Source organism: Acinetobacter sp. GD03645 (genome assembly GCF_029845285.1).
GTDB classification, from domain to species: domain Bacteria; phylum Pseudomonadota; class Gammaproteobacteria; order Pseudomonadales; family Moraxellaceae; genus Acinetobacter; species Acinetobacter corruptisaponis.
Genome location: NZ_JAOCLL010000010.1, coordinates 87596 through 105964 on the forward strand (window position 1 = coordinate 87596; position 18369 = coordinate 105964).

Here is an 18369-nt window from a genome sequence, read left to right on the forward strand (position 1 = left end):
TCGGTAATTTTTGACTGATGCCCCTTTGATATGAGTAACAAGCAGTCATTTTTTGAAATGCATATAAATCTCGCAAGGCAGTCCATTTGCTCTCTATAGGTACGTTTCCTCAACGTGCTTATGGGGAGCGGGGGCTGTTTTGCGCTTTTTTGATGAATTGGGGTTTGAGTGGGTTAGGTAAATAAAGTCGAATGGGTTGAAAATGTTTGGGCAGTTTAGTTTGTCTGCTTAGGCTAATTTATTTGGACTGGTCATCATCCGTATAAATCTGAAAACGCCGTGTACCCTGCTTGCTTTGTGGAAATTGTTGTAAAAACTCAGGATGCTGTTGCAACAAGGCTTTACTGTCCAGACCGACTGAATCCTTGGATTTCTTCCAAGTGACCGACCCTGTTTTAAAAGTCGCTCGTTCACTGTCCTGCATTTTGGCTTGGATTTGATGTTTAAGCTGATCAAAGCTGGCCTGATGCTGTTCGATCAAATGACGTTGCTTTAGCAATTGCTCAAAATCTTGATTGGCTGCCACATCTTCAGATAAATCCATCGTGCTAAGCGGTACATGCGCTGGATATAAAAGTTGCAGGGCTTTGGCTGCCGATTCAGAGGCATCCACATCAGGCGGTATATCCTTTTCTACACATTCCCAGAAATAGCGTTCGGCATTGATGAGATATTTGATTACCGTTTCATTTCTGGTTACCTTAAAGATTCTAGTTTCATGTCCACAGATCAGGGCACAGATATGTGCTGCCTGTTTGCCTGTCACCGCCAATTGATGCTGTACCTGACACAGCACATATAAAGGCACACCATCCCGCCACAGCTTTGATCCATATTCCCCTACAGTTTTACACTCGAGAATCTGCACTTCGTCATTGCCGACCACGGCATAATCCAGATTGGCGAGCATAAAATGTTTGTCTTCATCGGGATGCTGTAGCACCGCATTGACTCGACGTACCTTATTATTGGTGTGCATGCTGTAGTATTCAGCGACCAAGGGTTCAAGTTGCTTGCCCCAATATAACGGTGCATAGCCAGCACTTTCATCCTCGATATTTTGTTGCATCCGTCCTGTTTTGATCATCCATAGTTCCAACATCGACATATACGGATTCAGTCCACAGGCAGTAGCGGCATCACTGCTGCCAATGCCCTGTTTCCGAACTTCCAGCCATTGCTGGTAATTCATCTGCTTGGTGTTGGCGAGGCGTTTGGCTATGGGTGCTTTGGTTTTTCGGGGTATACGTTTGCTTCGAGTTCCTACCTCAACCTGTTGACTCGACTGGTTCAGGTTCGGTGAATAGGGTTGTAACGGTGGATTGTTTAGGGTGTTTTGAATCTGGGTATTGATATTCATTGGACTGTCCTCGGTTTTTATAAAATCATAAAGGCTGAATTTTGGGCATAAAAAAAGCCACATCGGGGGAGACGTGGCGAAAGGGTTCTACGGTTCAGGTTTTACCTGATGGTTAAAATAAGATAGTTTTCTTAAATAAAACTGAATAATGAATGGATTTATTAAGTCACCATTCTTAATGCCTGTTCCAGACCACGCTGTTTAATGGCGGCCCCTGCACCAAACCAAGCTGAATCAAGTCGATGGTCGGTACTCATAGCTCGACGTTCATGGTCACAGAACTCTGTGATGCTGCACAGCAAACCATAGGCGGTATCTTTAGCGGAACTCAGTTCTGCCCCACGTCCATGTCCGTTGAACATGGTCATGACTTTTGACATGGCTCGTCCATTCGGTTCAGTTTTATTGTCTGGTCTAGCTGGGTTTGATTGATTTGGCATGGCTGCATTGCGGTAGTATTGGATAATGCTTTCATCCTGTTCGACCATACTCAGGCTGGTATTATTAAACACTGCATCGAAGTAGGCTGCCGCTTCCTGCTGAGTGACTTTACGCTGACTAAGCTGCTTCATTTCATACATGTGTTCATCCCATGCACGGACTGAAATCCCCAGTTGCCGTTTGACCCGTTCCGCATCAAATCGGGTACTGTGTGGAACTTTGACCACACCCGTATTGGCCTGCTGTCCACGTAAAGCGATTGCCAAGGTGTTGTTACACACCACCCGAATACTGGTAAATTGTGCAGTGGTTGCCAGTGTGCCATCACAGGCGGTTGCCAATAAAATGTAGCCGTTGCTGACATCGTTGCCTTTCAAGGCTGCGCTTTGCCCTGTGCGTGCCAATGCCCAGAATTTCTTACCGCCTTTGAGTACGCCTGCGGTCTCCAGTTCAAAGCCTGATTGTTCAGTCAGGTCACGGTAGAAATGTAATATTTCCATCGGCTGGACTTCCTGAAAGCGCTGGCTGACCACCGACAACGGTGCATGGGTATCAGAGCGGTAAAGTACCCGTTGTTCCTCAAAGGGCATAATAATACTCTGCCCCCGATGGTTCTGTGCCATGTAGCTGACATCGGAGGATTCAATCCGCCAGTCCATGCCTGCCTGCTCTGCCCAGACCTCCAACGGCTGGTTTGGCGTGAGTTGGTTGCCGAGTCCATGCCAAGGGGTTTGTCCAGTAAATGCCATTGTTTCAACTAAATGTGCCATAGGATGTGTCCTTTAATTCTGCTGTAAATTGTGTCTTGTTCAGTATTTATGCATGCTGATGCTGGAACGGGTTTGATCCGCCAGTACCAGAATCACGCCACCCAGAGCTGCGCCTGCCACGCCACCAAGCATCGGTGAGAAGCCCATTGACTTGGCGAGGTTCATGCCCAGCATTGCCAAAGTTGTCGGTGCGCTAGCAAGGCTGAGTTGCAGGGGCTGGGGTTCCCGAAAGCGTGGGTTATACGGTTCTTCTTCTGTATCCAGATACGACATGGAGTTTCTCCAATATTTAAGAAATGAGTGTTTAAAAACGCTGCCGTAGACATCATTTCGATGTCTGTTGGTGTTGCTTCATTTCAGTAATATGTATCTGAAAACAATTGGAATCGTATGCCTGTTCATTTTTTACTGGGTTGTACAAAACATCGGGACAAATCGAATTGACCTGTGAAACCGTTGTGATTATCATGGGCTTGCTGACCCTCATGGTCAGGCGGTTTTGACAGACCGTACCTAAGAGCACTAAAAGATTCATTCTTTTGGTGTACGCCCTCGTGCTCCCTCTGCGGTAGAACGGGAGGGGGACACCTTCGGGTGTGCTGATTCTTAGGTTCAGTCTGTCAACCCTCTTTCGTTCTGCCACCATTATTTGACAGTGATGCGGTAGAACTTCTTAAATACCTAAGGAGTCAATCATGACTGTTTTCTTTATTTCCAAGCATTCCCCACCCCTACCTCACTTTTATAACAATAGCGTCCTGCCTCATCACATCTGTGCCTTTCCACGCACGGACTAATCCCGTTTTGCCACAGCATTGTGGTTAATCAGGAGTTTCAGGCATGAAACTGATTGCTCAATTGATTCTGGTCATTGGCTTTATTGTCATGGTCGGGCCGAGCTTTGTCCTGATGCTGCTCGCCATTATGTTCCTGATGGCTCTGGCAGGCTGGGACAACAAGTCTGACGATAAATAGCACCAGAACAATATCTTTCTAAAAGTTATAACAATATCAAGGTGAAAGAAGATGTTTACAACCAATCGCACAATGATCATGGGTGGGGTTTTAATGGGTCTGCTGGCACTGGCAGGCTGTGAAAGCAAGTCCAAACGTGACTTTAACGCTGGCTGCCAGTCGGGCGGTCAAAGCCACTCCACCTGTTCCTGTGTCTATGACCAGCTGGAAAAGCAGTATTCCCCCGCACTCATGGAGAAACTGGGCCAGGCCAACATGTACAACATGGAGCTGCCAAGGGGCTTTGACCTCGCCATGATCCGTGCCGTACAGCATTGCCAGTCACGCTAGGGGGATGCCATGAAAGCCAAGCATTACCTGATCGGTGTCTACCTTGTGATCGCCCTGCTGTTCTCATTCTACCTGAAAGGTTGCAGTGACACGGCTGACCGCAGCTATTCCTACAATTTCGGCAAGGCGCTTGCCTGGCCGATCTCAATGTTTAAATAAAACCTGAAAAAAAGTCCTGCGCGTAGTCAATACCCCCGTTCGGGCAGGCAAACCCATAGGCAATCCAACAACAATAATCAGGACCTTTTTTATGAACAAACATGTTAAACCGTTTTTACAGGGCAGTGTCCTCATGGCCTGCCTGTTCAGTGCCACCCATGTCCATGCCGACCTGAATCGGGTGATGGCCCTGATCAATGATCCCTCACAGGCACCTGAAATCAGGCGCTGCCAGGGTAAGGCGAACTGCAACGCCTTTGTGGCAATCAGCAAGGAATGGCAGGTCATCCCCAAAGGTGACCCGCTACGCTACTTTATATACAGCAACGACATGCAGGGACTTATCCATGAGGGACAGGGCAAGAACCTGAAAAACCAAAGACTCAGAGAGATTGACGAGCTGCCCTTTTACCTCTTCGACCAGAGTGCGGAGAACCCGAATGACTACTGGCTATACCTCAAGGGACTGGTTGTTCTGCAATACATTGAACGCACCCAGCCTGATTTTAAGTAAGCCACTGGATCATCCGCCATTTCAGGAAGAAAACCCCTTATGAACAGATTAATATTTACAGCCACCCTGCTGCTCACCCTAACCGCCTGTCACAAGTCCCCCGTTGAGGAGTCCCACACACCGCCAGCCGATGCCGCCGATACAGGTGTGGCTGACCCTGAACCACAGGACAACACAGGCAGTCAGGTGGACTGGCCCCTTGATGAGGCAAGGGAACGCAAGGCGGAAGCCGCGGCAATCGCCCACGATGCCTATGACCCCGACAGTATCTATACGGGATCGGACAATGTCGCCATTCCACCACCCCAGCTCAAAAGGAGGCTGTTGCCAGGCGAGTCCCTTGACACGGAATACAGGCCTGTGGGCTTTACCCGAACATTTCAGGTCAGGGCAAGCACGATTTACGACATCACCCGCCTAAGGGTAATGTCCGAAAGCAACGATGTGGTTGACCGAATTGAAATCAATGGCGGGGCCTGCCAGATATCGGGCTTTGAACCCTATACGATACGCTTCCCAGTAAAGGTCATCTATGCAACCACGTTCAACCTGATTGTCAGGAACTGTAGGGCTGACCAGATCAGGGAGGTTGACCTCTATACCACCTATGGAAAACTACCCTATACGTTAATTGAGGAATAAAGCCATTTCACGCAGGTACAGCCTCCCAATTAAACATTCTGCCTCCCCCTTTCCCTGTTAGACTTTCAGCGTAAGAAAGCCAGATACATGGATGGGCTTGGGGTAGAAATGTTTCTTAGGGGAACATCCCGTTCAGGATGAAACGTCTATCTACTTTGCAAAGCTAATTATATTCGTAAAAGGAGATCAGCACTTTCCATCGCACATCCACTTATCACTCATATTAATTAATAAACCTATAGGATGTGTAGTCTTGTTTTTAATTACACATTACAAGAGGAAAACTAACTGTTTCCGAGAGCAGAGTTCAGTTGAAAATATAACTCCGAAGCTTAGAACTGTACGAAAGCTTCAACTTCTGGAATTCGTTTTTTCAAAAATTCTCGTATCGTCTTTTTTAAACTATTCACATGCAAATTTAAGGTTTGAGGTTGCCTCTTTTTCGAAGAGTTAAGAGAGTTGCTGACTTCCTCTTTGAGCGTAATTTGAATACTTTGGATCTTGCGCTTCCCTCTACTGGGAGGTGAAACTGCTATATGAAATTTTTCTGATTGCAAAAGAATTTTTTCTAAGTTATTAACGAAAGACTCATAAACTGTACTAAATTTCAGGGATATGCCACAAGGAAATTCATCCACCTCTTTATCATCTTTCAGCATGTTATTTATCTTGTCATTTCCAGAATGATCAGTATCTTTTTTAAGGTCAATAACATTCAAATTATGGTCTTTAAAAATGAGTTTACAATGATATTCAATAAAAAAAAGAGCAAGTATGGCATTTAGAACAGCATCGTATCCGAGAGAGTGGATTTCTTTTCGATTGCCAATTCGTTGATTCGAAAATTTGTCTAAAACAGACAAAATTTCTTTCGCCACAGCGCTTAAGTTGTTAATTTCATCAATCTGGGCAGAATGATATTCATTATTATTCCCTTTTCTCATAAAGTCTAAGCGCCTTGACTGATAATTGATCAAGAAGTCTCGAAGTAAATAGGGTAAATTTTCAGGGGGCTCATCCAAGTCCATTTGAAGTACAAAGTGGGTTAAAGTAAGCTTTGAATTAACTTCAGTGCTGTAGTCAAGATAAGATGAAGAGTCAAAATAAAGGGGAGATGCATGAGAATATAGAGGAGCAAGAATTTCATAGCATTCGTTACTAGTTGGTAATTTAGCAAGACTTTTCTGATCCTTACTGCTATTAAACTTACCGTAAGACAAATGAATTGGTAAAAAATTTAAAAATAGATCTTCAATGCCAAGCAATGGAAATAGGTTCGGCAGGTATAAACCATTCTCATTTAGGTATGATAAAATCTCGTCTTTTCCATAATTTTCTCTATTGGAGTGAAGTATCTTGGAGGCTTCTTCCCAAAAAGAGATAGAAACTTGGGAAAATAACTCTCGAATTTCATCAAGAGTCATAATTTCATTCGAAATGAGAAAAAGATCTGGTAACAAAAGTCTGCCAGTTTGGATAAAGCCAATCGCATTATCCAGAAACCGTCTATCTTCCAGAATAATACCTATATTTTCTTCAAGCTTATCATCCATAACTTCATTGTTATATTTTAAATATGCCTCTATCAATTTAAAACTTAGCTGTTTATCGATATTTGATCGGCTATTAACCATGAGCATATAAAAAGTAGGAAATTTCAACCTAAATTTACAAGAGTAAATCGCTTGTTCGATATGGTTTTTAACTAATGGATCAGCAATGGAAAAAATTGCATGTGTGTAAGTTTTCTCAGTAGCCAATTTTAATCCTATATAAATCAAAAACTAAAACAAAAAAATCAGGGTGGATAGATATTCAATTCTCAAAGCAGCAAACTAACTTATACCAACTAGCCTACTCCTAGCTTTGAGGAACAATGCGATGTGCCAATTTGAAAACTTAATGCAACTGCTACAAGTGATACGCCACGATTTCGGTAACATCATTTCATTTCAGTTTAAGAATCAACCATCTATCTTCACGATCATACTTGCCTATACGATCACTGAAAACTGGCTGATGCTGGCTTTTCTTACCCGTGGTACTTATATGATTAATAATAAATATTAATCAACAGGTTACACTTAAACAGAATCATTAACCATAAATTGTATCCAAATAACAAATTTGGTATATGAGGGAGACTCTCTATGACTACATTAATTCAGCCAATTAATCGATTAATAGTTAAACCAATTACCACATGGAAAAGACCCAATATTGTGTCTTTAGATGAAGATCTTGACATATTTGAAGCAAACTACGGCAATGCATCAAATGTCTTGGATCAACACCATACATTGAGACTACAGGATAGCCTTTTTACTCATAATCAAGAAAAAGGTAGTCCACAAATTCTACCTGAAGATGCGTACCTCCTCAGACACTTTTATTGTTATTGGATCACAGAAAGAGTTAGCAACAGAGATGAGTGTTTTCTGTACTATGAGCGAAATTCGATAACCTCATCCCATAAACTGCTTGTAAGTGATTCAATTCTTGCTAGTTACTACAAACGGCTTTTCATGTTTGAGGATATTAGTGAGGGTGACTACAAAAGCGAACATTACAATTGCGTCATGGGTGCTGTAAGCAAATTCTGGTCTTACCGCTTTGATCTACTCAATCTATGGAATGCACCTAGGGCAAAGATCACAATCCAAGAGGAGAATGGATGTTTCCAACAAGTTGCTGTCGCTGATATTCTGAATCAAATAAATTTAGAAGTGTATAAGAATATTCATGGTCCTATCTTTAAAGAGGCTATTCGAGTACGAGTTAGGCGTGCCGCCAGCCACTTTAAAAGTGCAAAAAAATACCTCTCTGAGCTACGTAATGACTTCGGACGGCTGCTAGTTATTCGATTGGACTTATGCGTACCAACGGAACTAAAGAATATTAGTGTTTCCGAGTTGAAAGTTAATTTTGATCGTTTCACACAGAAATTGAGAAGAAGTAGATTACTGAAGCTAAATGGCTATATCTGGAAGCTTGAATATGGTTTTGCAAAATCGTTTCATTATCATCTGATTATATTTCTATGTGGTAGAAAACACAGCCATGACATCAAACTTGCCCAAATGATTGGTGAGATGTGGGATAAAACGATTGGAGGTAAAAATTGCTATTTTAATTGTCATTCTACCAAGCATTTAAAACATTACAAAGATATTGTAGTAGGTCGATTAGAGCGAAATGATCATTCAAAATTTGAGCGGTTACTGAATGTGGTCATTAGATATTTCTGTAAAAAAGATCAGTTCATTATACATAAAAGTATTTTGAACAAAAAAACTTTTGATACTGGTCGTACATACAGCACTCGTAAAAATCTTGGGCGTCCAGCAAAAATTTAATTTATAGGAAAGGAATACAAGATGAATCAAATTCTTCCCCCAATATCTAATAATTGGTCAAGTTTTTCTCAAATGACTCAAAACATTTGTATCCATCCAAATGATCAGCAACAAGTTGCGATTTTAGCCCAAACTCAAAAAGCTCTTGTAAGAATGGAACGAGATTCTTTTAAGATTTTTGCCGACAAAAAACGAACAAAATTTAGTCCAGAATGTATAGCATTTTTCAGGTTAATACCGTCTATTGCTCAATTACGTTTTTGCCTTGATCAAACAATTGAAATAAATAGTTACATTCGAGTAATTTTTGAAGAATTATCTCATCCTATGCATGAACAGTTTCTAACTGGCTTTCATACATATTTAGATACGGAATATTACCTTAATACTATAGATCGCATTAAATCTGCGGTTATACAAAACAAGTGCGCATTAAAGTCACTCAAGAAAGTAGCTTTAATCAAAGATCAGGTAAGCAAGCAGAAAAAGAACTTCAGCCAACTTTTGATTAAACACCAAGAATTGAACTGTTTTCTAATTGAGTTACCATTCGAGCAAAACTCTGCGGCACTATGGGGAGAGTCGTTAGACTCTTCAGAAAAAAATACTATCTTGTTTTTGAAAAAATATCTAAAAAATATTCATGCAGCCACTATCTTTGATCAAAAGCTATGTGACATACAGTGGCGCATAATAAAAAACTTTAACGGGAAATTAACTGGTCAAATTTTAATTTACCTAGTTAATATTAATGTGGACTGTCAACCAGCTTTCCAAGAGATTTGGACTAATACGACTAAAGAGGGACTAGCGAGTTATAGTCCTATCTCATTGTTCTATATCACTCCATTAACCTGTTATATGGGTAATGGTGTAGCTTTAAAAGAGTGGAAAGAAAAGCTGGATTTACTACAAATCCCATTAGAATTTTATAGCTATAAAGCCAATGGTATAAGTTTCGAATGGAAAAGTTACACAGGTAATTTATATGCATTAAAGTCAAAGGACTAGTAAATATGGGAGCAGCAATTCAACTATCTACTTCAGACTATTTATTCATGAAATACCGCTCAATGACAGTTCTGCTGGATGAAGTAGTACGAGAATACTATCCTCATCTCAGCAAGGTAAAAGTCCTTGAAAAAGCACGTAATCAGGAATTTCCTTTTTCTTGTTTTAAATTGGATAAAAGTCAAAAAGCACCATACTTTGTTCATGTCCAAGACCTAGCAAAGGTCTTGGATCAACAGTATACATTGGCTCATCAGGATCATGTTACCTTTCATCGATGAGGGGTAACACTTCTGCCAACGCTATAGTCTTTTTCCTTTTCTTCACAGAAACATACCTTTCCAAACTTCCCCATGAATCATGCAGGCTTACCTGCTGAATCTGGGGAATCGTAAACCCTTGTTCTGCAAGACGTGTACACCCCTCATGTCTTAGATCATGAAATCGTAAATCTTCAATACCTAGTAATTTACAAGCATTTCTAAATTCACCACCTATGGTTCTAGGGCTAAGCGGTATCAGTAAATCCTTATCATACCCTCTTTTAAGCATACGTTTCCTGACATCTTTACGCTGCAATAGCTCAATCATCTTTTGACACGGTTCAAGTACATTAAACTCTTTATGATTTCCTTTGGAGCCCTTGGGGTTCTTTAGGTCTCTGACTTTCCAAACTTCATTATCCACATCATGATCAGCCAACAGCATCTCCGTAATTTCTGCCTCACGTCGGCATGAAAATATAGCGAACCACATGATCAAGTGCATGGGATAACTATATACAGGGTTCTGCCATTTTCGATAAAAGTACTCGGTCAGTTTTTTTAACTCCGCCGTCGTTGGCAATCTGTCACGCTTGCCACTGGAGGAAATTTGCCTTGTTTTTCTTAATTGAGCTGTAGCCTTATCAAAACCAGCCAAATCCACATTCACATCCCACAGGACTGAGGCATGGGACAACACACCACGGATATGTAATAGCTCATGTTGCAAGGTGCTGGTTGCAATTGGCTTTAAATCTAGTTTGTCATAGCCATTCTTGCGTAAAGCCACATGATCTGAAATGTCTGCTGGTTTTATTTTTGTGATAATATGCTGCGCAATTGGAAATTTCTGAATTAGGCGAAGACAGTAGGTTTTAGTACGACCATATTCATTGCCAACTTCATCAAGATATTTCTCTATGGCATTGGCTAAAGTGATGTTGGTCACATCCGATCTGCCTAATAAAATCTCTGGATTTTCTTCGATTTCCTCTTCACGCATTGCTAACCATTTTTGGGCAAGTCGCATTGAACTAAACGTTTTACTCTCTTTGAAATTTGCAAGGCCTTTACGGCTTATTCTAATTTCAGCACGAAAGCGTATAGTTCCATCCGCCAATTTGCGTTGTGAAATTGTTCCCATAGTTTACGCCTTATCTCTTTCTCAAGACCATAATGGCGTAATTTGGTGTAAATTTCAAAAATAATGGTTCGAAATGAGGCGTAAAAAATCGAAATAGTCCAAAATATGCAACACTGTAAAGGTATGTTTTTTAATATGAATATTAACAAAACCATTGAAAGCACGAAAGAACCTCGCATCAGTGTTGCGCCCATGATGGATTGGACAACCAAAGACTACCGTTTTTTCGGCCGCCTATTTAATCCAAATGTGGTGCTTTATACCGAAATGGTGACTACAGGCGCGATCATTTATGGTGGTGCCAACCGCCATTTGGACTTCAACAAGGAAGAACATCCGATTGTGTTACAGCTTGGTGGTTCCAATCCGCAGGAACTGGCAACCTGTACCAAAATGGCTGAGGATTGGGGCTACAACGAAGTCAACTTAAATGTCGGCTGCCCAAGTGACCGTGTCCAGAACAATAAGATTGGTGCATGTTTAATGGCTGAACCAGACTTGGTGGCTGAATGTATTCATAGCATGCAAAAAGCAGTGTCGATTCCTGTTACCGTGAAACATAGGATCGGGATTGATGACATGCAGTCTTATGAAGAAATGCTGCATTTTGTTGACACTGTTGCGGCAACGGGCTGTACCCATTTTATTGTACATGCACGAATTGCCATTTTGCAGGGCCTGTCTCCAAAAGAGAACCGTGAAGTACCGCCCTTACGTTATGAAGATGTCTATCGTCTCAAGCAGGAACGCCCTCACCTCACCATTGAAATTAACGGCGGCATCAAAACCTTTGAGGAAACACAGCTGCACTTACAGCATGTTGATGGGGTCATGATTGGCCGCGAAGCCTACCACAATCCCTATTTATTAGCTGAAATGGGTCAATTGTGGAATTTGGAGGTACCGAATCGTTTTGACATTATGCAGCAGATGATGCCGTATATTCACCAGCGAGTAGCTGAGGGCGCACCACTTTCAATTATCACACGTCATATTCTGGGATTATTCCAGAACTTGCCAGGCGCACGTAAATGGCGTCAGGCACTGAGTGGCGGCAATGCAAAAACCATCGCCGACATTGAAAATGCCATTCAAAATATTCAGGCAGCCATGCAACGTACTGAAGACTATATAAAAGAACATCAACACTAGGCTAATGCTCTAAAGATAAATTTTCTGCATGGGAACATAGCGTAATCCGCCATTTTCCATAACAGGAGAGGTTGAACTAAATCCAAATTTCTTGTAGATCGGCTGAGCATAGCAACTTGAGTTAACTGTAATACTGGAGTTTTCCTTACGGATTTTATCTTCAATAAACGTCCACAACTGACGACCAATCCCCTGTTGCTGAAAATCTTGATTCACAAAAAAATGAAGCAAATGCGCAGGCTGCCTGTAGGCAATCACACCAATAAGCTGTGTATTTTGCTCAAAAACAAAATATTCCACATTTGGCATTTCCAACAATTTCTCAATCATTGCACGATCAAATTTGTGTTCACCCTCAGCACTGATAACAAAATCTTTTATATATGGCTGAATTAACTCTACTATTCCTCCAATATCAGACAATTTGGCAGTACGAATCATTTTATTCTTTCTCTCTTTTTATGGCATTGATAAACAATAATTTATTATCATAAAATATCACAAAACCATTTACATCTAACCTTTAAATTTTGACTATTTTTCACCAAAAAAAGAAATATAATCTTACAAATCATTTTATTTAAATTAAATAAATCTCAAACACATGATAATAAAAGAATTATTTATATGAACTTTTCGCTAAGTGATTTATATAGTCATTAAAAAGTTATGTTATTACATTGCAAATAAGTTTTTTTAAGATTTATCGCTTACTATGTGCCGCGTACGGATTCTGGCACACGTTCAGTTGTTTTGAAAATGCGGTAGAGATTTACAATGATTTATGATGTACTTTCAGTTGACCACAGCATGATATATCCACCAGCACAACAGCTGGTTATTCCTTATCGGGAGATGCCAAGGCTGCCATCAACGCCAACCATTGATGTAAGCAAGTTTTCTCAAAAGCTAACCACGCGGGCGTCCTATCGTAGCTCATCTCAATGTGCCAAATTCGTTAGGATCGCCTTGCAATCTGCGGGCGCCAATATTGTTCAGCACCCTATCGCCGCATCAGACTGGGGCCGTACCTTACAACAGATTGGCTATCAAAAAATCACGCCTGACTTTAACAATCCACAACCAGGTGACATTTACATTATACATCGCACCAAGAAGCATCGTTATGGACATATTGCAGGTTTTACAGGTTCGCAATGGGTCTCTGACTTTAAGCAAACTAGCTATGACGTGTACAAAGACCCAAATGTGACCTACAGCTATTACCGCCTAGCACCACAATATCCACAGGCTTAATTTATTGGGCTGTTTAAGCCCTGATTTTATCCAGCTTCTTTAAGACTTCAGCCACCGCAACCATTGCGAAGCTTGAAGTCACCACCACCGCCGATCCATAACCACCACAGCGCAGTCCAGCAGTTGCACAGACATCAGCGCTTGAAAATGGATTGTCGATGGAATAAACGCAAGTAATTCCAAACTTGTCTTTCGGCTTTTTACAAATGCCTTTGGAACGTAGTTGTGTGCGTAGTTTGGCAAGCATCGGGTCCTGTTCTGTTTTGGACAAGTCTGCCACCCGAATCTTGAGCGGGTCAAGCTTACCACCTGCTCCACCTGAAACTATCAGGGGAATTTTGTTAAAACGGCAGTGCAGCATCAAAGCCAACTTGGCTTTGACATCATCAATACAGTCTAAAACGATGCTTGGAACAGGATTCAGAATCTCTTTGACATTCTCAGGTGTGAGATAGTCATCAATCACATTGACTTTCATTCGAGGATTGATTTGACGGCAACGTTCCGCCATCACCTCAATTTTTTCCTGTCCCAGTGTTGAACTCATTGCAGGCAGTTGACGGTTGATGTTGGATGCGGCAACCACATCCATATCCACCAGCGTCAGCTCACCAATCCCTGTACGTGCCAGTGCCTCAACCGCCCAGCTTCCCACACCGCCAATACCAATCACCATGACATGGCTTTGCTCATAGTGTGCAAATGCATTTTCTCCATAAATTTTGGCTACGCCAGCGAAACGGCGCTCATATTCATCATTTTGGAGATCGGTCATAGCAGTCGTGGTCTATCTTTTCAGTCAAAGCAGTATTTTAGCGTGTTTAGCTTCTTTTAGGTTAGTCCGATGAAACTTTACTTGGCGATTGACCTTGGCGGCTTAAAACCAGCAACAGAATAAAAACCATGAAGCTCATGGATAAGGCTAAAAGGTTTGCATTGATCCAACCTAGACTACTTAAAATTGGGGCAGGTAAAAATGCCCCTAAAGTTGCAAACAAGGCAATTCCTGTCTCATTGATACCTTGTACTCGATGTTTTTGCTGCTCATTTAAACCAGCCAATAAAGTGGATGCACCTGAATAAGCGAAATTCCAGCCCACACCAAGGACAATCAGCGCAACATTCATATAAATTCCAACCTGTTCAATCATTGGAATCAATGACGATAACATCAGCAAAGCAAAGCCCACATAAATCGTGGTGTGTGTGCCCCATCGTTGAATCAGTTTCGATACAAAGAATGACGGAATAAACATTGCCAATACATGCAACTGAATGGAGATTGAGGCATAGTGAAATGAATGATGTTCCTTTAAATGCAAAGAAGACATAATCATCATCACATTCATAATATAGTAGGCAAATGCACCGCTTATCACGGCGGCGATAATCAAGCTGCTCGGCAATTTGGCGCGCTGAATTGGTTCAACCATTATCTGCTGTGTCTGTTGATGTTGGAATTTTTTATTCCATAGATACAGGATTGGAGAGAGTAACAAGGCCAAGACACTAAAAATGAAATAGATCGCAGTAAAATCGGGTAAACCCTGCACCTGCTGAAACTGAATCGCCAATATGGGGGCAATCATTGCAGCAATCACACCACCTGAGATCACCATGGCTGTTGCTTTCGGAATGAGTTCTGTTGCAAGACGATCAGAGGCCGCAAAGCGATAAAAATTCGCAGTCGAGATAAATAAACCCAGTGAAAAATGGCTAAGACACAATAGATAGAACTGTTGCTGCTGTAATGCCAGATAGCCTAGAACACCCGCCAGGAATAGGCAGATGCAGCCAAATTGAAACACCAGATGACGTCCCAACTTTTTCATTAGAAAAGAAAAAATAAAGGTGGTCAGTAGCATCGCTAAAAACTGCAAACCATAAGGAACTGTGGCTAGGGCCTGAGTCGGCGCAAGCTTTAAGCCGACAATCGCCGCCACGGTCACCGATAAGACCGCCGCAATCAAGTTCAGTGCCTGTGCAGCCAAGAGATAATAAACATAGCGAGGTAATTGATTCAAAGCCTTTATCCAGTTTTATCGGGCCTGACTACCTTAACGCTGAATGCTTGAAATTCAAATAAAAAAGATGAAAGACCAGCTTTCATCTTTTTTGAGGAGGTATCCTAACACCTTATGCAGCAATCAGATTGCGCAGTACATAATGCAAAATGCCACCTGCCTTAAAGTATTCCACCTCATTCAGGGTATCAATTCGGCACAACACCTTAAACTGCTCCTGACTGCCATCCTCACGTACCACCTCAACATCAAGGATTTGATGCGGCTGGATATTATCTGACAATCCATAAATGGATAACACTTCGCGACCTGTCAGGTTCAGGGACTGACGGGTTTGCCCATCAATAAACTGCAAGGGCAATACGCCCATTCCCACCAGATTGGAACGGTGAATCCGCTCAAAGCTTTCCGCAATCACCGCCTTGACACCCAGTAGGTTGGTGCCCTTTGCGGCCCAGTCCCGTGATGAACCCGTTCCATATTCCTTGCCCGCCACGATTAACAAAGGAACTTTTTGCTGTTGATAACGCATGGCAGCATCATAAATTGCCAGTTTCTCACCTGTCGGGATGTAAATGGTGTTGCCACCCTCCTCTCCATCCAGCATTTCATTTTTAATGCGAATATTGGCAAAAGTGCCACGCATCATCACTTCATGGTTACCGCGCCGTGAACCATAAGAATTGAAATCTTTAGGTTCCACTCCTTGATCCTGCAAATAGCGCCCTGCTGGACTGTCCTGTTTAATGTTGCCTGCTGGAGAAATATGGTCTGTGGTGACTGAATCTCCCAACACGGCCAGGATACGCGCCTGCTCAATATTGGTGATGGCTTTAGGTGGATGGTTGATCTCCTCAAAAAATGGTGGATGGCGAATATAGGTCGAGTTGTTTTGCCATGCATAGGTTTGGCTTTGTGGAATCTGGATGGCCTGCCATGTTGCATCACCATCAAACACAGCCGCATATTCCTTATGGAACATCTCAGTATTGACTTTCTGCAACACTTGATCAATTTCGGTTTGGCTTGGCCATATATCTTTCAGATAGACCTCCTGCCCACCCTTGCCCACACCAATCGGCTGGGTGGTTAAATCGGTACGGATATTACCCGCCAGACCATACGCAACCACCAACGGCGGCGAGGCAAGCCAATTGGTTTTGACTAGCGGATGGACACGGCCTTCAAAATTTCGGTTTCCTGAAAGCACAGAGGCAACATTTAAATCATGGCACTGAATGGCGGCTTCAATTGCTTCTGGCAATGGCCCAGAGTTACCAATACAGGTGGTGCATCCATAACCCACAAGGTTATAACCAAGTTGATCCAGATAAGGGGTTAACCCTGCGGCGGCAAGATAGTCTGTCACCACTTTGGAACCAGGGGCGAGGGAACTTTTCACCCACGGCTTACGCTGCAAACCTTTTTCAATGGCTTTCTTGGCAAGCAGGCCCGCAGCCAGCATCACACTCGGGTTAGATGTATTGGTACATGAAGTAATGGCTGAAATGACCACATCACCATGATTGAGAGGATAACTTTGTCCATCCAGCGTACAGGATGGATTTTCATGGGGCAGGTTTGCAGCTTTGGCTTCCACGGCAGTGCCACCGCCACCCTCATTTTCCAAACGTTCCTTTGCTTCTTTGGCAGGTTTTAGGGTCAGTTCCATCAAGGCATTAAAGGTTTTGGGTACATCTGAAAGCAGGACCCGATCCTGTGGACGTTTTGGTCCAGCCAGACTGGCCTCAACCGTTCCCATATCCAGACTCAGCACATCAGTAAAAACTGGTTCATCACCCGTATTGCGCCATAAACCCTGTGCTTTACTATAAGCCTCCACCAGATCAATACGGCCCTGTTGACGGCCTGTTAGGGCCAAATAGCCCAAAGTCACTTCATCAATCGGGAAGAAACCACAGGTTGCGCCATATTCAGGTGCCATATTGGCAATGGTGGCACGGTCAGCCAGTGGCAGATCAGCCAAGCCATCTCCATAAAATTCAACAAATTTACCCACAACACCCTTTTGGCGCAGCATCTGGGTAATGGTCAGCACCAGATCGGTCGCGGTGATTCCCTCACTTAACTTTCCAGTCAGCTTAAAGCCAATCACTTCAGGAATCAGCATGGATACAGGCTGTCCCAGCATGGCCGCTTCTGCCTCAATACCACCAACACCCCAACCCAACACACCCAATCCATTGATCATGGTGGTATGTGAGTCAGTTCCCACCAAGGTATCAGGAAAAGCAAAGGTTTGTCCCTCATCTTCCCCAAGCCAGACCGCTTGGGCCAGATATTCCAGATTGACCTGATGGCAAATTCCTGTTCCTGGTGGCACTACACTAAAGTTATCAAAGGCAGACTGGCCCCAGCGTAGAAACTGGTAACGCTCACCATTGCGCTGCATTTCAATTTCAACATTTTCGGCAAAGGCATTCTGGTTGGCAAAATGGTCCACCATGACGGAATGGTCGATCACCAAATCCACAGGAGACAGTGGATTGATACGGTTTGGGTCACCACCTGCCTGAGCCATCGCAGCACGCATGGCCGCAAGGTCAACCACTGCGGGCACCCCTGTAAAGTCCTGCATCAACACTCGGGCTGGGCGGTATTGAATTTCCTGATCCGAACTTCTGGTTTTTTGCCAGTCCACCAAGGCCTGAATATGCTCAACTTTTACACTTTTTTGATCTTCAAAGCGCAGTAAATTTTCCAGTAAAACTTTTAATGATTTTGGGAGCTGATCAATATTACCCAGACGCTGTGCTGCCTGAGCCAAGCTAAAAATTTGATATTGCCTTGAACCGACACTGAGTGTTTGTAATGAATTAAAGCTATTGATTTTGCTATATCTAGCCATCGGGTTACCCTCCCAGTTTGGCGATTTCACTTGTTTGTTATGAAGTGCTTTATTCACTCTAAGCCAGTTTAGGAAATGATGTGTTTCCTTTTAGTTATCTTA

General features: G+C 42.7%; 20 protein-coding genes. 11 read left to right on the forward strand and 9 right to left on the reverse strand.

Annotation, left to right across the window (positions count from 1 at the left end; translation table 11 throughout):
• Nucleotides 1–238 precede the first annotated feature (238 nt).
• The 3 genes from N5J47_RS09875 to N5J47_RS09885 all read right to left on the reverse strand — a co-directional run bounded on the left by N5J47_RS09875 (nucleotide 239) and on the right by N5J47_RS09885 (nucleotide 2844).
• The gene (locus tag N5J47_RS09875) at nucleotides 239–1360 is read right to left on the reverse strand and encodes a lambda-exonuclease family protein (protein WP_279960089.1); all 1122 of its coding nucleotides are present in this window, start codon (nucleotides 1358–1360) and stop codon (nucleotides 239–241) included.
• A 161-nt stretch (nucleotides 1361–1521) separates the two neighbouring features.
• Complete coding sequence (locus tag N5J47_RS09880; RefSeq protein ID WP_279960090.1) at nucleotides 1522–2571, reverse strand: DUF932 domain-containing protein; 1050 nt, start codon at nucleotides 2569–2571, stop codon at nucleotides 1522–1524.
• A 39-nt stretch (nucleotides 2572–2610) separates the two neighbouring features.
• Nucleotides 2611–2844 carry a hypothetical protein gene (locus N5J47_RS09885; RefSeq protein ID WP_279960091.1) on the reverse strand — a complete coding sequence of 78 codons (234 nt, stop codon included), beginning with the start codon at nucleotides 2842–2844 and terminating at the stop codon, nucleotides 2611–2613.
• A gap of 567 nt (nucleotides 2845–3411) precedes the next feature.
• On the opposite strand from N5J47_RS09885, the gene N5J47_RS09895 reads away from it, so the two are divergent.
• From N5J47_RS09895 to N5J47_RS09915, 5 genes are all read left to right on the forward strand, one after another.
• Nucleotides 3412–3546 carry a hypothetical protein gene (locus N5J47_RS09895; protein ID WP_267981703.1) on the forward strand — a complete coding sequence of 45 codons (135 nt, stop codon included), beginning with the start codon at nucleotides 3412–3414 and terminating at the stop codon, nucleotides 3544–3546.
• A 51-nt stretch (nucleotides 3547–3597) separates the two neighbouring features.
• Nucleotides 3598–3876: a hypothetical protein gene (locus N5J47_RS09900; protein WP_279960092.1), complete on the forward strand. Its 279-nt coding sequence runs from the start codon at nucleotides 3598–3600 to the stop codon at nucleotides 3874–3876.
• A gap of 9 nt (nucleotides 3877–3885) precedes the next feature.
• Nucleotides 3886–4035 carry a hypothetical protein gene (locus N5J47_RS09905; protein ID WP_267981701.1) on the forward strand — a complete coding sequence of 50 codons (150 nt, stop codon included), beginning with the start codon at nucleotides 3886–3888 and terminating at the stop codon, nucleotides 4033–4035.
• A 91-nt stretch (nucleotides 4036–4126) separates the two neighbouring features.
• Nucleotides 4127–4549 carry a hypothetical protein gene (locus tag N5J47_RS09910; RefSeq protein ID WP_279960093.1) on the forward strand — a complete coding sequence of 141 codons (423 nt, stop codon included), beginning with the start codon at nucleotides 4127–4129 and terminating at the stop codon, nucleotides 4547–4549.
• A 39-nt stretch (nucleotides 4550–4588) separates the two neighbouring features.
• Nucleotides 4589–5191 carry a hypothetical protein gene (locus N5J47_RS09915; protein WP_279960094.1) on the forward strand — a complete coding sequence of 201 codons (603 nt, stop codon included), beginning with the start codon at nucleotides 4589–4591 and terminating at the stop codon, nucleotides 5189–5191.
• A 332-nt stretch (nucleotides 5192–5523) separates the two neighbouring features.
• Here N5J47_RS09915 and N5J47_RS09920 read toward each other — a convergent pair whose 3' ends face one another.
• Nucleotides 5524–6951 carry a hypothetical protein gene (locus N5J47_RS09920; RefSeq protein WP_279960095.1) on the reverse strand — a complete coding sequence of 476 codons (1428 nt, stop codon included), beginning with the start codon at nucleotides 6949–6951 and terminating at the stop codon, nucleotides 5524–5526.
• A 121-nt stretch (nucleotides 6952–7072) separates the two neighbouring features.
• Here N5J47_RS09920 and N5J47_RS09925 point away from each other — a divergent pair, with 121 nt between their 5' ends.
• The 4 genes from N5J47_RS09925 to N5J47_RS09940 all read left to right on the forward strand — a co-directional run bounded on the left by N5J47_RS09925 (nucleotide 7073) and on the right by N5J47_RS09940 (nucleotide 9839).
• The gene (locus N5J47_RS09925; RefSeq protein ID WP_267981697.1) at nucleotides 7073–7261 is read left to right on the forward strand and encodes a hypothetical protein; all 189 of its coding nucleotides are present in this window, start codon (nucleotides 7073–7075) and stop codon (nucleotides 7259–7261) included.
• A gap of 80 nt (nucleotides 7262–7341) precedes the next feature.
• On the forward strand, nucleotides 7342–8547 hold the full coding sequence (locus N5J47_RS09930; RefSeq protein ID WP_267981696.1) for an inovirus-type Gp2 protein: 1206 nt from the start codon (nucleotides 7342–7344) through the stop codon (nucleotides 8545–8547).
• Between the two features lie 21 nt (nucleotides 8548–8568).
• Entirely contained in the window at nucleotides 8569–9558 is a 990-nt protein-coding gene (locus tag N5J47_RS09935; RefSeq protein ID WP_267981695.1) for a hypothetical protein, read from the forward strand.
• Nucleotides 9559–9563: 5 nt separating this feature from the next.
• On the forward strand, nucleotides 9564–9839 hold the full coding sequence (locus N5J47_RS09940; RefSeq protein WP_267981694.1) for a pyocin activator PrtN family protein: 276 nt from the start codon (nucleotides 9564–9566) through the stop codon (nucleotides 9837–9839).
• Here N5J47_RS09940 and N5J47_RS09945 read toward each other — a convergent pair.
• On the reverse strand, nucleotides 9823–10965 hold the full coding sequence (locus tag N5J47_RS09945) for a tyrosine-type recombinase/integrase (RefSeq protein WP_267981693.1): 1143 nt from the start codon (nucleotides 10963–10965) through the stop codon (nucleotides 9823–9825). The genes N5J47_RS09940 and N5J47_RS09945 overlap by 17 nt on opposite strands.
• A 135-nt stretch (nucleotides 10966–11100) precedes the next feature.
• Here N5J47_RS09945 and dusA point away from each other — a divergent pair, with 135 nt between their 5' ends.
• The gene (gene dusA, locus N5J47_RS09950; protein WP_279960096.1) at nucleotides 11101–12117 is read left to right on the forward strand and encodes a tRNA dihydrouridine(20/20a) synthase DusA; all 1017 of its coding nucleotides are present in this window, start codon (nucleotides 11101–11103) and stop codon (nucleotides 12115–12117) included.
• Between the two features lie 9 nt (nucleotides 12118–12126).
• Here the strand turns inward: dusA and N5J47_RS09955 are convergent, their stop codons facing one another.
• Complete coding sequence (locus N5J47_RS09955) at nucleotides 12127–12558, reverse strand: GNAT family N-acetyltransferase (RefSeq protein WP_279960097.1); 432 nt, start codon at nucleotides 12556–12558, stop codon at nucleotides 12127–12129.
• Between the two features lie 336 nt (nucleotides 12559–12894).
• On the opposite strand from N5J47_RS09955, the gene N5J47_RS09960 reads away from it, so the two are divergent.
• A complete protein-coding gene (locus N5J47_RS09960) occupies nucleotides 12895–13374 on the forward strand; it encodes a CHAP domain-containing protein (protein ID WP_279960098.1) in 480 nt (159 codons plus the stop codon).
• A gap of 13 nt (nucleotides 13375–13387) precedes the next feature.
• Here N5J47_RS09960 and N5J47_RS09965 read toward each other — a convergent pair whose 3' ends face one another.
• The 3 genes from N5J47_RS09965 to acnA all read right to left on the reverse strand — a co-directional run bounded on the left by N5J47_RS09965 (nucleotide 13388) and on the right by acnA (nucleotide 18267).
• On the reverse strand, nucleotides 13388–14149 hold the full coding sequence (locus N5J47_RS09965; RefSeq protein ID WP_279960099.1) for a tRNA threonylcarbamoyladenosine dehydratase: 762 nt from the start codon (nucleotides 14147–14149) through the stop codon (nucleotides 13388–13390).
• A 61-nt stretch (nucleotides 14150–14210) separates the two neighbouring features.
• Nucleotides 14211–15398 carry an MFS transporter gene (locus tag N5J47_RS09970; protein WP_279960100.1) on the reverse strand — a complete coding sequence of 396 codons (1188 nt, stop codon included), beginning with the start codon at nucleotides 15396–15398 and terminating at the stop codon, nucleotides 14211–14213.
• A gap of 112 nt (nucleotides 15399–15510) precedes the next feature.
• Nucleotides 15511–18267 (reverse strand): aconitate hydratase AcnA, encoded by a 2757-nt coding sequence (gene acnA, locus N5J47_RS09975; RefSeq protein WP_279960101.1) that lies wholly within the window; start codon nucleotides 18265–18267, stop codon nucleotides 15511–15513.
• Nucleotides 18268–18369: the final 102 nt, after the last annotated feature.

Excerpts from the sequence above, each read along its gene's own strand:
- N5J47_RS09930 (WP_267981696.1), top strand. The coding sequence starts at position 7,342 with ATGACTACATTAATTCAGCCAATTAATCGATTAATAGTTAAACCAATT.
- N5J47_RS09955 (WP_279960097.1), bottom strand. The coding sequence starts at position 12,558 with ATGATTCGTACTGCCAAATTGTCTGATATTGGAGGAATAGTAGAGTTA.
- N5J47_RS09885 (WP_279960091.1), bottom strand. The coding sequence starts at position 2,844 with ATGTCGTATCTGGATACAGAAGAAGAACCGTATAACCCACGCTTTCGG.
- N5J47_RS09880 (WP_279960090.1), bottom strand. The coding sequence starts at position 2,571 with ATGGCACATTTAGTTGAAACAATGGCATTTACTGGACAAACCCCTTGG.
- N5J47_RS09900 (WP_279960092.1), top strand. The coding sequence starts at position 3,598 with ATGTTTACAACCAATCGCACAATGATCATGGGTGGGGTTTTAATGGGT.
- N5J47_RS09925 (WP_267981697.1), top strand. The coding sequence starts at position 7,073 with ATGTGCCAATTTGAAAACTTAATGCAACTGCTACAAGTGATACGCCAC.
- dusA (WP_279960096.1), top strand. The coding sequence starts at position 11,101 with ATGAATATTAACAAAACCATTGAAAGCACGAAAGAACCTCGCATCAGT.
- N5J47_RS09935 (WP_267981695.1), top strand. The coding sequence starts at position 8,569 with ATGAATCAAATTCTTCCCCCAATATCTAATAATTGGTCAAGTTTTTCT.
- N5J47_RS09910 (WP_279960093.1), top strand. The coding sequence starts at position 4,127 with ATGAACAAACATGTTAAACCGTTTTTACAGGGCAGTGTCCTCATGGCC.
- N5J47_RS09945 (WP_267981693.1), bottom strand. The coding sequence starts at position 10,965 with ATGGGAACAATTTCACAACGCAAATTGGCGGATGGAACTATACGCTTT.
- acnA (WP_279960101.1), bottom strand. The coding sequence starts at position 18,267 with ATGGCTAGATATAGCAAAATCAATAGCTTTAATTCATTACAAACACTC.
- N5J47_RS09905 (WP_267981701.1), top strand. The coding sequence starts at position 3,886 with ATGAAAGCCAAGCATTACCTGATCGGTGTCTACCTTGTGATCGCCCTG.
- N5J47_RS09940 (WP_267981694.1), top strand. The coding sequence starts at position 9,564 with ATGGGAGCAGCAATTCAACTATCTACTTCAGACTATTTATTCATGAAA.
- N5J47_RS09895 (WP_267981703.1), top strand. The coding sequence starts at position 3,412 with ATGAAACTGATTGCTCAATTGATTCTGGTCATTGGCTTTATTGTCATG.
- N5J47_RS09965 (WP_279960099.1), bottom strand. The coding sequence starts at position 14,149 with ATGACCGATCTCCAAAATGATGAATATGAGCGCCGTTTCGCTGGCGTA.
- N5J47_RS09915 (WP_279960094.1), top strand. The coding sequence starts at position 4,589 with ATGAACAGATTAATATTTACAGCCACCCTGCTGCTCACCCTAACCGCC.
- N5J47_RS09875 (WP_279960089.1), bottom strand. The coding sequence starts at position 1,360 with ATGAATATCAATACCCAGATTCAAAACACCCTAAACAATCCACCGTTA.
- N5J47_RS09960 (WP_279960098.1), top strand. The coding sequence starts at position 12,895 with ATGATTTATGATGTACTTTCAGTTGACCACAGCATGATATATCCACCA.